The following is a 14,615-nucleotide window of genomic DNA, read 5'->3' on the forward strand; positions in this document are numbered from 1 at the left end:
AAGAAAGTTTAACTCTTTAAAACATTTTTTTATTATGTTTAACAAGCTTTGGGCAACTTTAGCCTTATGTTTGCTAGTACTTGCGAGCTATGCGCAGCAAAACTTAACTGTTAGGGTTTTAGACAAATCTGGAGCACCTGCAGACGCCGCAACCGTGTCCATCGACGGACAATCTAAATCAACCAATAAAGACGGAATTGTCGTTTTTGGCAATCTAAGCAAAGGTCTCCATGACTTAAAAATTTCTTTTATTGGTTATAAATCCGAGATTTTAAGAATAAATCCAGAAAATCAAGCTAATTTTTCCATTCAATTAAAAGACAGGGTCTATGAATTCGAAGAAGTATATGTAACTGCAACTCGTGCAAAAGAAAACTCTGCGACCACTTTCAAAACCATCAGCAAGGAAGAAATCAAGAAAAACAACCTTGGCCAGGACATTCCTTACCTCCTTGACCAGACGCCAGGAGTGGTGATTGGATCCGATGCAGGAGCAGGCATTGGTTATACGAACATGACCATCCGAGGATCCGATAACGAACGTATCAATGTCACCTTGAATGGTATCCCCCTGAATAACCCAGAAAGCATGGGTTCTTTCTTTGTAAACCTTCCTGACTTTGCTTCTAGCACAGAAAGTATACAGATCCAACGGGGTATCGGTACTTCTACCAATGGACCAGCTGCTTTTGGTGCCTCATTAAACTTCCAGACAGATGCCCTAGAGACTAAGCCTTACCTAGAGTTCAATAACTCGTTCGGCTCTTATAACTCTTGGAAAAACACCTTGAAAGCAGGGTCTGGATTGATCAACAATAAATTCGCTTTCAACACCAGGTTATCCAGGATTTCTTCTGATGGTTATGTTGATAGAGGTTCATCGAATTTAAAGTCCTTTTATGTAGATGCAGGCATGTACACCGATAAGCATACCCTCAAAGCGACTGTGTTCTCAGGTAAGGAAAAAACTTACCAATCCTGGTATGGCCTTGCAGAACCATTGTTCACAGGAAACAAAGAAAGAATCGAAGAATACGCCGATAATCTTTGGTTGTTCGATGCAGAGCGAGAAAGGTTCTTAAACGGTGACCGTAAATACAATTACTACACTTACGATAACCAGACGGACAACTATAAGCAAACACATGCTCACTTGAACTATTCCTACCGTCCTTCAGAAAAAATGACCTTTAATACTGCCCTTCACTATACCCGCGGTGCTGGTTATTATGAAGAATTCAGGCCGTTGGACGGATTAGATCATTATGGAATTGAACCAATAAAAGTCAATGGCAAAGACCTGGAAGACACCGATTTAATTAGAAGAAGATGGTTGGACAACCACTTCTATGGTTTGACTTACTCTTTACTTTATAAGCCATCCAACAACTTAAACTTCACATTTGGCGGCGCCTATAACCAATACAAAGGCGACCATTATGGCGAAGTAATCTGGGCAGATCAGGTTCCTCAAGATAAGCTGAACGACAAGTACTATTTTAGTCATGCCAATAAAAATGACTTCAACTTTTATGCAAAGGCTGATTATAGACTTGAAAACTTCCTTTTCAATCTAGATGTGCAGTACAGAAACATCGTCTATAATGGAAAAGGAGACGACGACAAAATAAAGGACTTCACCTTTGATGACAATCATAACTTTATCAATCCTAAAGCGGGGATTACCTATTTATTGAGTGGTAATTCTAATCTATATGCTTCTTATGCCTTTGCAAGTAAGGAACCTACTCGAAATGATTATGTAGAAAATCCTATCGGAGCCTTCCCAAAAACAGAAAAAATGCAGGATATTGAAGCCGGATACCGATTTAGAACAGAAAACATCAATGTTGGGGCAAACCTATACGCAATGCTCTATAAAGATCAATTGATTCCAACTGGCGCATTGAACGATGTAGGTTCTGCAGTAAGGATTAATGTAGACAAAAGCTATAGAATCGGATTTGAGCTTGATGGAAGCTGGAGAATCCATCCGAAATTCATTTGGTCTGCAACTGCTGCCTTGTCGCAAAACAAGATCAAAAACTTTGTAGAAAACATTCCAGTTTATAATGACGATTTCGATTTTGTGAAGTATGATCTAATCACCCATAAAACAAGTGATATTGCAAAATCACCCGCCGTGGTATTATCTAATAACTTCACTTATAAGCCGATTGAATCTTTAAGCTTCAGCTTTTTGAGCAAGTATATCTCTAGGATTTACCTAGACAACACATCCGAAGTGAACAGAAGTATCGCTCCTTCTTTCGTAAATAATTTCCAGGCGATCTATTCATTTTCAGTATTTGGTCTTAAAAACGTAGACTTAAACCTAATGATCAACAATATTTTCAACGAGAAATATGCTACATCGGGATACACATACAGCATGATCATGGAATCTGTAGGAAAAAGAGATTATTTCAATTTCTATTATCCACAGGCAGAAACCAATGCCATGCTTGGTTTAAATATTAGATTTTAATAGTACCAAACCCCTCAGAAGATGTCCTTTCGTTCATTCGAAAGGGCATTTCCGCTTTTTAGGGCAAACAAAACATATAGGCTAATTGATTTTGCCAATACCGAATTAAATAATACTTTTAAACCATGCGAGCAGTAATTCAAAGAGTAACCCATGCATCATGCACTGTCGGCGATCAGATTACAGGACAAATTGAACATGGTTTACTTGTTCTTTTGGGTGTCGAGGAGGAAGATTCCAAAGAGGATCTTCAATGGTTAGGACAGAAGTTGGTCAATCTGAGAATATTCTCAGATGAGCAAGGGTTGATGAATAAGTCTATACAGGACATCCAAGGAAACATCCTATTGATCTCCCAATTCACTTTATTTGCACAGACCAAAAAAGGTAACCGCCCTTCTTTCATCCGTGCCGGAAAACCCGACAAAGCAAAACCTATGTACGAGGAAATGGGAAAGTACCTCTCCGAACTTTTGGAGAAAGAAGTACAGATGGGCATATTCGGAGCGGACATGAAAATAGACCTACGAAACGACGGACCAGTTACCATTTTCATGAATACCAAAGACAAGGACAACTTCTAACACAAAGCACATGACGATCAAAGAAGCACAAGAAATAGTAGACAAATGGATTAGCACAACTGGAGTACGTTACTTCAATGAGCTGACGAATACCGCCATGCTGATGGAAGAAGTCGGAGAAGTTGCCAGAATTATGGCGAGAAAGTACGGCGAACAATCCTTCAAAAAATCAGATGAGGAAGTCAACTTAGCTGATGAAATGGCCGATGTGCTCTTCGTCCTGATCTGCCTAGCCAACCAGACCGGCATCGATCTAACGACAGCCCTAGAAAAGAACCTCGACAAGAAAAATATGCGCGATGCTAATCGCCATAAGAATAATGAGAAGCTGAAGGAATAGTATTGAGATGGGAGATAGGAGATGTGAGACAACAAAAGCTTCCCATTAATAATCTCCAAGAGGTTATTTAATTGTTGTATAGGAATCTTGACGCTGAATATCTCAAATCTCAATTCTCATATCTCATATCTCCTCCTTACTTAAACTCAATTTCCGCCAACAAAGGCAAATGATCTGAAGCATATTCTTCTTTGATCACTTGGTAGGTTTTCCAATTGAATTCTCGGTTTTTTAGGACCATGATATAATCGATCTCATTCTTGGTATTCACATTTGGGGAGGTCGGCTGATTAGAAGTCGTATTTCTCACAAAGTATTCTTCCAATATCTTGATCGGTTTAGAATCCGGTTTTGCATTCAGATCACCAACTAAAATCAAAGGCTTCTTATAGAGCTCGCCCAGTTCATTAATAAATTCAGATTGAGCAATCCTGTTCTCTTCCTTCAGATCAAGATGTGTATTGGCCAAAGAGACCGTTTTACCACCAGGCAATTCCACATCCACGATCGCTAATGAACGATTTTCACTTTTCACGGGCATAGGAAGGTCATATCTCCTCTTGCCTACAATCTTATGTTTGCTTAGGATCAATACCCCATAATAGCCTTTCTCCAGATCAATCCCTTTAGAAAAGAAATATTCAGTTCCGGTAAGTTCCGCAAGCTTCTCAGCTTGATTGACCATTTCAGAGCGCGACACATTGATATCAACCTCTTGAATCCCAATAATATCAGCCTTAGAATCATTAATTACCTTTGCTATGGCTTCAATATCAATTTTCCCAGGGGTAGAAGGAGGATTTGCGTGGTGAATATTATAGGTAAGGATTTTTACGGTTTGCGCTTTGAGTTGAATCGACACAAAAAGCAATAGGATCAGGCTAAGTAGACGCATAATTAATAATTTGATTGAAGTTAATATAATTCATCTAATAATACCAATTTATTATCTTAGCGACATGAAAAAACCTAATTTGATTTATTTATTCTTAATCGTCTTTTTTCTGGGTTCCTGCTCAGTTAATCAACAGACTGCCTCCAACCAAACCGAATTTGAAAACGGAGCAGTCGTGACGGCTCACCCGATTGCATCAGAGGTGGGAGTAGAAATTTTAAAAAAGGGCGGAAATGCAGTTGATGCAGCAATAGCTGTCAAATTTGCTCTATCAGTAGTCTACCCTAATGCTGGAAACCTGGGGGGAGGTGGATTTATGGTCTTTCGTGGCAGAGATGGTTCAGTATCATCGCTTGACTTCCGCGAAAAAGCACCCGAAAAAGCTTCCAGAGACATGTACTTGGACAAGGACGGAAACCCTATCACTGACCTAAGTCTTTACGGACAATTGGCATCAGGGGTACCTGGATCTGTTGCTGGTATGGATGCTGCCTATAAAAAATATGGCACCATCGCATGGAAGGACCTGGTACAGCCAGCAATCGACCTGGCAACAAAAGGCTTCCCAATTACCAAACAACAAGCTGGCGAATTCAACCGCTATAAAGCCCGTTTCCAAAAATTCAACCCTAATGGCGCAGCTATCATCCGCGATGCGGAATGGAAAGAAGGCGACCTTTTTGTACAATCCGAATTGGCAGAAACCCTAAAACGCATTGCAGAGCAAGGTCGTGATGGCTTCTATAAAGGAAAAACAGCCGAATACATTGTTGATGAAATGAAACGAGGCAATGGTATCATCAGCTTAAAAGACCTTGAAAATTATCAAGCCAGCTGGAGAGACCCAATTGTAGGTATGTACAAAAACTACAAAGTGATTTCCATGCCCCCTCCTTCCAGCGGTGGTGTGGCTCTAATGGCTTTATTGCAATCTGTAGAGAAATACCCGCTTGCTAAATGGGGATTCCAACATGATAGCACTGTACGTGCCATGGTAGAAGCAGAACGCCGCGTGTATGCCGACCGAGCAACACACTTAGGAGACCCTGACTTTTATCGCGTACCTATCGCAAATCTAACAGATGCAAAATTCAACCAAGATCGCATGGCTAAAGTAAACTTGGACAAAGCTACGCCAAGCGATCAAGTAAAAGCAGCAAAATTCCCAGGTTACGAATCGGAAGAAACCACGCATTACAGTATCGTTGACAAGAATGGCAATGCCGTTTCATTGACTACAACCATCAACGGATCTTACGGATCCTGTGTATGGGTTGATGGAGCAGGATTCCTTTTAAACAACGAAATGGATGATTTCTCTGTAAAACCAGGCTCACCAAATATGTATGGCCTTCTAGGGGGAAAAGCTAATTCCATCGAACCCGGGAAAAGAATGCTCAGTGCCATGACACCAACCATCATTGAAGAAGATGGCAAGTTGAAAATGGTTGTTGGTACCCCAGGGGGATCTACCATCATCACTTCCGTATTCCAAACCATCCTGAACGTTTTGGAATTCGACATGTCGGCACAAGAATCCGTGTCAGCAGCTCGTTTCCACCACCAATGGCAACCTGACGTAATCGACGTTGAAGAAAAAGCAATCAACGACAAAACCCGTCAAAGCCTAGAAGAAGACGGTTACAAAATCAATAAAAGAGGTGCTATCGGCCGCGTAGAAAACATCGTTATCCTCAAAAACGGAAAACTCCAAACCGGAGCCGACCACCGAGGCGATGACCAAGCGAGGGGATACTAACCCGTAGATATTAGAAATGAGATGTGAGATTTGAGATAGAAAAACCTATCAACAATTTCACATCTCATTTATATTTACACCCCTTTAAATCTGCAAAAATTACACGTTTGAAGGTTCTCAAATCTCATATCTCCAATCTCACATCTAGCTTCCTAATGATACCCCACATCATCCAACTTCCCTTTAAAGACCCGGAATTGAATGATAAAGTAGATGACTACCAACAAGAATGCTATTACAAACCAGTTTAGACCTACCGAAAGACCGTATTCATGTGCGGCGACGTTGTAGACCGTTAAGGATGGATTGACGGCATTGGTGGATGGTAATACATTTGGAAATAGCGAGGCGACCGTAGTGGCGAAGCTTCCTAGAATAAATAAGGTGGAAAAAAGGAAACCCATTCCATCTTTCTTGAATTTCTTGATCCAGAACTGCCCTATCAACCCTGTTCCGGCAATCACAGGAAAAATCCATAACCAAGCATGCCCTATCAGGTTATTGAGCGGAAATGGCTTCACGTATTGCCATAAGCTAGCTGTAAGCACAACTAAAAAAGTAAGGGCAATATTCAATTTAAAAATGATGCCTTTCAATCGTTGATTCAAGCCTGTTGAGGTCTTCAGGATGATCCAGTTGGCACCATGTATGGTGAGTGTAAATATGGAAACTATCCCCAGTAAAATAGTAAACCAGTCAATGATTCCATGAACATCGGACATTGGATCTAATGTAGGGTTCCACAATTGCAGGAAGAAATAGTGGGGTTCTTGTGTCGAAACGCCATTCTCCACCATTCCTAGATTCACTCCACGGACAACATTGCCCAATGCTGCCCCAAAGAACAAGGCCAGAAACAGGCTCGCTAGACCAAAAGCTTTCTCCCAAAACCTTTCCCATAATTTATTGTGTATCTGTCCACGCAGCTCCAAACCTATCGCCCTAAAGATCAAAAACCAAAGCACCAACATCAGGGGCAGATAAAAACCACTGAATGCCGAAGCATATAAAGTTGGAAAAGCAAAAAACAATACCCCACCCGAAGCAATCAACCAAACCTCATTGGCATCCCAAAAAGGACCGATTGCATTTCGGATGGCAGCTCTCTCCTCATCCGATTTCGCAAATAACAAATGGACAATGCCGGCTCCAAAATCATACCCATCAAGAACCACGTACATACCCAACATAAATACCAAGATGATATACCAAAACATTTCCATAAGCTATGATTTTAATGCTAAATGAGTTTCCGGACCCTTCCTGATGATTTTCAATACCAGCATCAAGAACAACAGTCCCAATAAAATATACAAGCCAACAAACCCCAATAAAGTAAACAAGGTATTTCCCGAAGATACCGTCGGCGAAACGCCATCGACCATTCGCATGAGATTGAAGACCAACCAAGGCTGCCTGCCCAGTTCTGCGGTATACCAACCTGCCGTATTGGCGATATAAGGAAATGGGATCGTGAACATCAATACCCATAGGACCCATTTAGTTTGAAAAAGCTTTTTTCGCCACAAGAGGAATGCGGCAATTATCATGATTCCTATAAAAATGGTCCCCAAGCCTGCCATAATATGGTAACTATAGTATAAGCCAGGAACGTTTGTTGGATGAATATCCTCATCAAATTCATTGAGGCCCTTTATGGTGGCATCCCAACGTTGATAGGTCAAGAAACTCAAAACCTTAGGGACAGCAATCTTATTGTCCAGCTTTTTGTTCTCCATATCTGGTTGTCCAATCAAAATTATCTCTGAACCACCGGTTTCAGTCTCAAAGATCCCTTCCATCGCGGCGAAAGTAGCGGGCTGGTGCTTCACCACGTTCTTTGCCAACATATCCCCAGTTGGAAAGGCGACAGCAATCGAGGCGATCAAACCAAAAACAACGCCCGTCTTTAAGAAGATCTTTCCATATTCCGCATGCAGGTTGCTCAACAGATAGAACGCCCCTACTGCCGATACAAAGAATGCTGAAGTGACCAATGAACCGGCCTGATTATGCAAATAAGAAGGAAGTAACCAAGGATTAGTAAATAGAGCAGAAAAATTATTGAGCACAAATTTTCCGTTTTCCAGGATCTCATAGCCTACTGGATGCTGCATCCAGGAATGGGTCGCCAGAATCAAGTATCCCGAGGCCCAAGAGCCAATAAAGACCATCAATCCCGCCACAAAATGGAGCTTATGCCCCAAGAGCTTCTCCCCAAAAATAAACATTCCTAAAAACGACGACTCCAAGAAAAAGGAAAACATCCCTTCCATGGCTAATGTCTGTCCAATGATCCCGCCGGTCAACTCCGAAAACTTAGCCCAATTGGTCCCGAACTGAAACTCCATGGGTATCCCGGTCACCACACCCATCGCAAAATTGAGCGCAAAGATCTTCATCCAAAACTTGGAAGCATCATTATAGATGATATTATTGGTACGAAGGAATTTCCACTTGAAATAAACGATCATGAGCGAAAGCCCCATGGTCAATTGTGGAAAGAGATAGTGAAAGGTAATGGTAAATGCGAATTGCAGACGGTTGTAGAGGATCATATCTTCCATAAGACATTCTGTTTTGTGGTCGAACTTTCCTTAAAATTAAGGCATTACAACTGCAAATCAAACATATTTTAATAAAATACCATATTTGCCTGAATTAAGTCTTTTTGATGAAAATTTCTTAGCTGAATGCGTCAACAGGATTCCATTGACGTTAGTCTTCTAGGTACTTATCCCCGATTTGTTTATTGGCTTTTGCGCCAAGTGTTTTTAACTGTTCGATCTTCCGGATCACATTTCCTGAGCCTGAGCTGAGTTTTTTCATCGCCTCATCATGTTTATCCGCCGCTTTCTGGATCATCCCCTGCAATTGATCCATATCGTTGAGAAAACCGACGAACTTATCGTACAACAATCCGGCTTCTTTAGCAATCTCCAAAACATTCCTGTTCTGCCGTTCCTGTTTCCAAACGCTTGCTATGGTCCTCAAAGTTGCCAATAAGGTAGAAGGACTGACGATCACCACGCGCCTATCCCAAGCCTCACTGAACAGTTCGGGCTTAAAGTTAACCGCTAAACTTAAGGAAGATTCAATTGGGATAAACAGCAATACAAAATCTGGCGATTGAATCCCATACAAGGAATGGTAATCCTTGGCAGAAAGCTCCCTCACATGGTTCTCAATGGATTGCACATGCTGTTTTACAAATATTACCCGGTCCTCTTCGGTATCTGCATTGACAGCCCGTTCATAGGCAACCAGCGATAATTTGGCATCCACGACCAAATGCTTTTCGTCGGGTAAATAGATTAGGGCATCGGGTTGAAACCTTCTGCCGTCCGCTTCCTGAACTGAAGCCTGAAGTTTATATTCCTGGTCTTTGATCAGACCAGAACGTTCCAGTACACGCTCTAGAATAACCTCACCCCAATTCCCTTGCTTCTTATTATCTCCTTTTAACGCCTTGGCCAAGTTATTCGCTTCATCCTTGATCTGCATGCTCTGTTGCATCAACTGCTCCACCACACCTTTCAAAACATTGCGCTCTGCTGATTCCTGTTGGTAGGATTTCTCCACCTTCTCCTCGAAGGTTTTGATCTTCTCCTTCAATGGATCCAATACCAAGGAGATATTCTGCTGGTTCAACTGGGTAAACTTGAAAGACTTCTCTTCCAAAATCTTATTCGCCATGACCTGGAACTCATTGTTGAACTGCACTTTCATGTTTTCCATTTCCTGCCGCTGCTCCGCAAATTTTTCCTGTTGGGCTTGCAGATAAGCATTGGTCCCTTCCAAACTCCGTTCAACACTTTGTCTCGCCAGGCTTTCCTCCTTCATTTCCAAAGACAATCGATCTCGATCGGCCATCAAGATCCTTTCCCTTTCCTGAATTTTAGCAAATTCAACCTGAAGATCCTTAGAAGCATCCAATGCCCTATTATGCTCCTCCCTAGACACGGCTCTAGCATTGCGCCATACAAGAATGGCACAGATAGCAACCAAGACAATTAGGGAAACAAGGTAGATGACTTCCACGCTATTCAGATTTTTAAAAATACGATTATTGAAGTTTTTGATGGGTTTTCCACCATAGATCCGGCATCTCACCGCCTACTGCCAATTGATAATCCTCATAACGGCATGGCACTAGATAGAAACGCTCATTGACAGATTTCGAGCCAAAGTATGGAACCTGCATCCACCAGCGGTCTGATTTCTTGCTCTTCACAAAAACCAACTCATAGTCTTCAGCCTCCAAGGTCGTTCTGTAGATGATATAATTTGATTTTGGATACATAGGTGCATCCTTTTTCCGACTGTAGAAACCATCGACAAAACACCAGATCATCTGCGCAATCAGCATTCCGGTCTGGCCCATAGGATCAAAAGTCGGGTTGTATTCATAGATCCCAAAGGAGCTACATTTATCCGACATCCCTGCATACCTAGCCAATTGACAAGCCTCATCACCATATAAACCATTTGGCCCCGCATTCGCATTTCCACAGGCCTCTGAAGCACGGATAGCACCAATATCAAAACTCACCATGTCAGCCGAACGGATAATAGGTTCTGCTTGGTCTAGTTTACCTGAAAAGCTTCCCAAGCGCATGGCATTGAAAAACAACTTATCGTACATATTGATAGACTCCTTGCTCACCAAGTAAGTTTGAAAGCCAATATTGCTTAGATTGAACAGATAGTCTGGCTGATGCAAGATCAAATGATTCAGATAGGTCTGCGAATTCAAAGGCATATCCTCGGCATTCTCCTGATCCAAATCAAACCTTGAATCGATCACCGCAACATCTACACGTTGTTCCAGGTTCTCATAGGAGGTATATTGTGCATAGGTCAGGTCCTGTCCGCCGCCAATTAGGATCGGAAGGATATCCTTTTTCATCAATTCTTCCATCACCAATTTCACAGCCACGTAGGTATCCTTAACCGTTGCCCCTGCCTTGATATTCCCAAGGTCAGCAACCTTCACCGTATAATCTCCTTGATAAAGATCATAAAGATGCTTCCTGACCATGTCTGGCCCCTTTTGCGTACCGTTATTATTGACCGCTGACCGCCCCTCTTCTACCCCAAAAATAGCAATCTGCGGATAGCCCGTTTCCTCATCCCATTGCGGAAAAACATCTGTATATTTTTCGATGGAATGACCGAATTGCGAGTTATAATATTCTGTTGGAAGACCTAATTCTTTTAGGGAGATGGGTGATAAAAAATCAGCTAAAGTCATATTGATTGTCTAATTCCTCAAATTTTATTGAGTTTATCCTATTGTATTTAGCAAATATGCATTTATTAACTTACTTTTGAACTACATAATTTTTCAACAATAAGTTAGGAAGTGATATTAGTAACTGGCGGAACAGGTTTTTTAGGGTCTACATTATTGCAGTACCTCATTGATGAGGGGCATAGTGTGATTGCTTTGAAAAGACCGACCTCCATTATCCCTGACCACTTAAAGTCCTCATCCCTCATTCAATGGGTAGACGCTGAGATAACCGATTACTTCAGCCTCGAGGATATCATTCCCAAAGTCGATCAAGTTTATCATTGTGCTGCTAAGGTTTCTTACCAAAAGGAAGATGCCGCAGAGATCATAAATACAAACGTTGAGGGTACCAAACACATTGTCAACCTCTGCTTGGAACACCAAAAAAGGCTACTCCATGTCAGCTCGATTGCCGCATTGGGATTCAGCAAAAAAGGACTTCCGGTAACCGAGGATGACAAATGGGAGTTCAACCCTAAAATCTCCAAATATTCTTTAGCGAAATACGATAGCGAAATGGAAGTCTGGAGAGGCATGGCCGAAGGTTTGGACGCAGTGATCGTCAATCCGTCCGTTATCATGGGAATTGGCTGGGGAGAAAAGGGTTCCCGTGCCATTTTCAACATGGTCAACAAGGGGAACAAGATCTATCCTTTGGGTTCAGTCGGAATCGTCGATGTTACCGATGTGGCCAAGATCATGATCCTCCTGATGAATTCAGAAATTTCTGGCGAAAGGTTCATCCTGAACGCCGAAAATATCAGCAACCAAGACTTATTGACCAAGATCTCTGAATTGATGAAAAAGCCAGCTCCCCATATCAAGGCAACCTCGTTGATGCTTTCGGTGGCTTGGCGACTATCAAAACTTAGCGCTATGCTCAGCGGTAAAAAACCAGCTTTGACCAAAGAGTCTGCTCGGGCAGCCAATAGCAAATTACAATACGACAATTCCAAAATTAAGGAAAGGTTGGGCTACACATTTAAACCTCTGGACCAAACCCTGAGGGAAGTTTGTGAAGCCTATTATTTATAAAAACAATCTAAACTCAACATACAGTGAAAAATTATTACATCATAGACTTCGATAGCACTTTTACCCAAGTCGAAGCCCTAGACGAATTAGCAAGGATATCCTTAGAAAACCATCCTGACCAAGAAAAAATTTACAATGAAATCGAGCGCTTCACCAATTTGGCGATGGAAGGCAAGATCTCGTTCCGTGAAAGCTTGGCAGGCCGGGTAAGTTTATTGCAAGCCAATCGTCAGCATTTGGACAAGCTGATCGCACACCTGAAAAAGAAAGTTTCCAAATCCTTCAGCAGAAACAAGGAATTCTTTAGGGAAAATTCTGAAACCGCTTGGATCGTTTCTGGTGGATTCAAAGAATTTATCACGCCTGTCGTGAGCCCTTACCATATCAAAAAGGAAAACATCTACGCAAATACCTTCAAATTCGACGCTGACGGAAACATTATCGGTTATGATGAAGCTAACCCCCTTTCTGATGAAGGCGGCAAGGTAAAGCTCTTAAAACAACTTAATATCGACGGCAGGATCTTCGGTATTGGTGATGGCTATTCCGATTTCCAACTGAAAGAATCGGGCTTGATCGAAAAGTTCTACGCATTTACTGAAAATATCTCTAGACAATCTGTAACCGACAAAGCGGACCATATTGCTCCAAGTTTTGATGAATTCCTCTATGTGAATGATCTACCAAGGGCTATATCCTATCCGAAGAACAGGATTTTATGTCTTATTGTAGGCGATGTACCTGAAATCGCGGCACATATCTTAAAAAGAGATGGATTCTCTATCCGTGTCAAGGAGACTCTAGAAGAGAAATATGTGAAGGATGTAGGTATGTTATTGCTGGGACATGGAGAAACCATTTCCGATGAGGTACTTTCCAGAGCAGACAAATTGAAAACCATCGGTTACCTTGGCGATGTCAAAGGACATATCTCAAAAGCCATCTGTAATGAAAAAGGGATCGTGGTTTTTGATGATAAAAAGAACAAAAAGAGAAATGCGGAATTTATTCCTCGTCGTATGGCTGATTTCATCAATAATGGCGATACAGACCAAAGCAGGAATTTTCCTAACCTAACTCTTCCAGGGCTGACAAGAGCTCACCGTCTATTGCATATCCATAACAATGTACCGGGTATTATGGCGCAGATCAACAAGATATACGCTGAAAATAACATCAATATCTTTTCTCAATTCTTGATGACTAGAGGGGAAATAGGTTATGCGGTAACTGATATCGATGCTGCTTATGATAAACAAATGCTCAAGCAATTGAAGCAAGTCGATAACACCATAAAATTTAGGATTTTATACAAGTAAAGAAAGTTTTTGTCTAAAAAGCATGGATAAACTAATGTTTTGGGTTTTGCCAAAACCGAATGCCGACAATAGCATTACAGGGAGTAAATAACGAAAATTGTTTATTTAGCTTTTTAGACAAACTTTCTTTTATTTTCAGGAAACAACAGACCGAAAATGCCTGAACTATCCCTCTCCATATTTTGTATTCAAGCCTAAGCTCAAATTAATTTTAGCTATCTAATATACTTTTAACGCTGACGAGTATTATAAAATTGTATTTATTATGCTAATTTTTCTATTAGCGAAATTTAACAACACTTAAAAACAATATGTTTTTCCGGGAGTAAAAACCAATTCAATCGGAACATCCCACTCGCCAATATCCTCAATAAGGGCAACGGGAGAAAAATAGGAAATCCCCGTTCTTAAAACGGAAAAATTACAGCTTGCAAAAAAGCGATCATAGAAGCCTTTGCCATAGCCTATCCGGTTCCCGAACTCATCAACCACCAATAGTGGCGCCAATACAGCCTCAATCTTCAATGTATCAATTTCTATCGCATCGACCGGTTCGGGAATACCCCAAGCATTCGGAACCAATTGAGTATCCTGATCAAAGATATAATGCTTGAGCTGATGGGTCTCGAAGTCAGATTTTGAAATCACGATCTGGGTATGGGGATAATGCTCCCAAATCCAATGGATAAACTTCATGGTGTCATATTCCTTGAATTTGGCAATTGCTAGATAACAATGCAAGTAGGTAATCTTGGACCAATCATAAGCGCACAACTCTCGGAAGATTTGCTGATCCAACTCAGCCACTTCGGCATTGGTCAGTTCATTCCGTTTCTGTTTATATGCCGCCCTTAACTCTACTTTTTTCATACTTGGATAAAAAAAACGGCCTTGAAGCA

General features: G+C 41.4%; 12 protein-coding genes. 6 read left to right on the forward strand and 6 right to left on the reverse strand.

The features are described 5' to 3' along the window. Nucleotides 1–34 precede the first annotated feature (34 nt). The 3 genes from CKW03_RS17325 (at nucleotide 35) to CKW03_RS17335 (ending at nucleotide 3,412) form a co-directional block, all read left to right on the forward strand. The gene (locus tag CKW03_RS17325) at nucleotides 35–2,488 is read left to right on the forward strand and encodes a TonB-dependent receptor (RefSeq protein ID WP_093101067.1); all 2,454 of its coding nucleotides are present in this window, start codon (nucleotides 35–37) and stop codon (nucleotides 2,486–2,488) included. A gap of 125 nt (nucleotides 2,489–2,613) precedes the next feature. Further along, nucleotides 2,614–3,072, forward strand: coding sequence for a D-aminoacyl-tRNA deacylase (gene dtd / locus CKW03_RS17330; protein ID WP_093101069.1), 459 nt, complete (start codon nucleotides 2,614–2,616; stop codon nucleotides 3,070–3,072). Nucleotides 3,073–3,082: 10 nt separating this feature from the next. Next, on the forward strand, nucleotides 3,083–3,412 hold the full coding sequence (locus tag CKW03_RS17335) for a nucleotide pyrophosphohydrolase (RefSeq protein ID WP_093101070.1): 330 nt from the start codon (nucleotides 3,083–3,085) through the stop codon (nucleotides 3,410–3,412). 136 nt (nucleotides 3,413–3,548) lie between these two features. Here the strand turns inward: CKW03_RS17335 and CKW03_RS17340 are convergent, their stop codons facing one another. Next, a complete protein-coding gene (locus CKW03_RS17340) occupies nucleotides 3,549–4,307 on the reverse strand; it encodes an endonuclease/exonuclease/phosphatase family protein (protein WP_093101072.1) in 759 nt (252 codons plus the stop codon). 64 nt (nucleotides 4,308–4,371) lie between these two features. Between CKW03_RS17340 and ggt the strand changes: the two genes are divergently transcribed. Further along, a complete protein-coding gene (gene ggt, locus CKW03_RS17345) occupies nucleotides 4,372–6,066 on the forward strand; it encodes a gamma-glutamyltransferase (RefSeq protein WP_093101073.1) in 1,695 nt (564 codons plus the stop codon). A gap of 152 nt (nucleotides 6,067–6,218) precedes the next feature. On the opposite strand, the gene cydB is transcribed toward ggt, so the two are convergent. From cydB to CKW03_RS17365, 4 genes are all read right to left on the reverse strand, one after another. Continuing rightward, nucleotides 6,219–7,289: a cytochrome d ubiquinol oxidase subunit II gene (cydB, locus tag CKW03_RS17350; protein ID WP_093101075.1), complete on the reverse strand. Its 1,071-nt coding sequence runs from the start codon at nucleotides 7,287–7,289 to the stop codon at nucleotides 6,219–6,221. A 3-nt stretch (nucleotides 7,290–7,292) separates the two neighbouring features. Next, nucleotides 7,293–8,633, reverse strand: coding sequence for a cytochrome ubiquinol oxidase subunit I (locus CKW03_RS17355; protein ID WP_093101076.1), 1,341 nt, complete (start codon nucleotides 8,631–8,633; stop codon nucleotides 7,293–7,295). 151 nt (nucleotides 8,634–8,784) lie between these two features. Next, nucleotides 8,785–10,107 (reverse strand): DNA recombination protein RmuC, encoded by a 1,323-nt coding sequence (locus CKW03_RS17360; RefSeq protein WP_093101124.1) that lies wholly within the window; start codon nucleotides 10,105–10,107, stop codon nucleotides 8,785–8,787. Between the two features lie 25 nt (nucleotides 10,108–10,132). Further along, nucleotides 10,133–11,320 (reverse strand): formimidoylglutamase, encoded by a 1,188-nt coding sequence (locus tag CKW03_RS17365; RefSeq protein ID WP_093101078.1) that lies wholly within the window; start codon nucleotides 11,318–11,320, stop codon nucleotides 10,133–10,135. 111 nt (nucleotides 11,321–11,431) lie between these two features. On the opposite strand from CKW03_RS17365, the gene CKW03_RS17370 reads away from it, so the two are divergent. Both CKW03_RS17370 and CKW03_RS17375 read left to right on the forward strand, forming a co-directional pair. Then, nucleotides 11,432–12,397 (forward strand): NAD-dependent epimerase/dehydratase family protein, encoded by a 966-nt coding sequence (locus CKW03_RS17370; protein WP_093101079.1) that lies wholly within the window; start codon nucleotides 11,432–11,434, stop codon nucleotides 12,395–12,397. A 23-nt stretch (nucleotides 12,398–12,420) separates the two neighbouring features. After that, nucleotides 12,421–13,716, forward strand: a complete 1,296-nt coding sequence (locus CKW03_RS17375; RefSeq protein WP_093101081.1) for an HAD-IB family phosphatase — start codon at nucleotides 12,421–12,423, stop codon at nucleotides 13,714–13,716. A 300-nt stretch (nucleotides 13,717–14,016) separates the two neighbouring features. On the opposite strand, the gene CKW03_RS17380 is transcribed toward CKW03_RS17375, so the two are convergent. Further along, entirely contained in the window at nucleotides 14,017–14,586 is a 570-nt protein-coding gene (locus CKW03_RS17380; RefSeq protein WP_157739554.1) for a 5-formyltetrahydrofolate cyclo-ligase, read from the reverse strand. Nucleotides 14,587–14,615 lie beyond the last annotated feature (29 nt).

Origin of the sequence: Sphingobacterium mizutaii (genome assembly GCF_900187125.1) — a bacterium.
GTDB classification, from domain to species: domain Bacteria; phylum Bacteroidota; class Bacteroidia; order Sphingobacteriales; family Sphingobacteriaceae; genus Sphingobacterium; species Sphingobacterium mizutaii.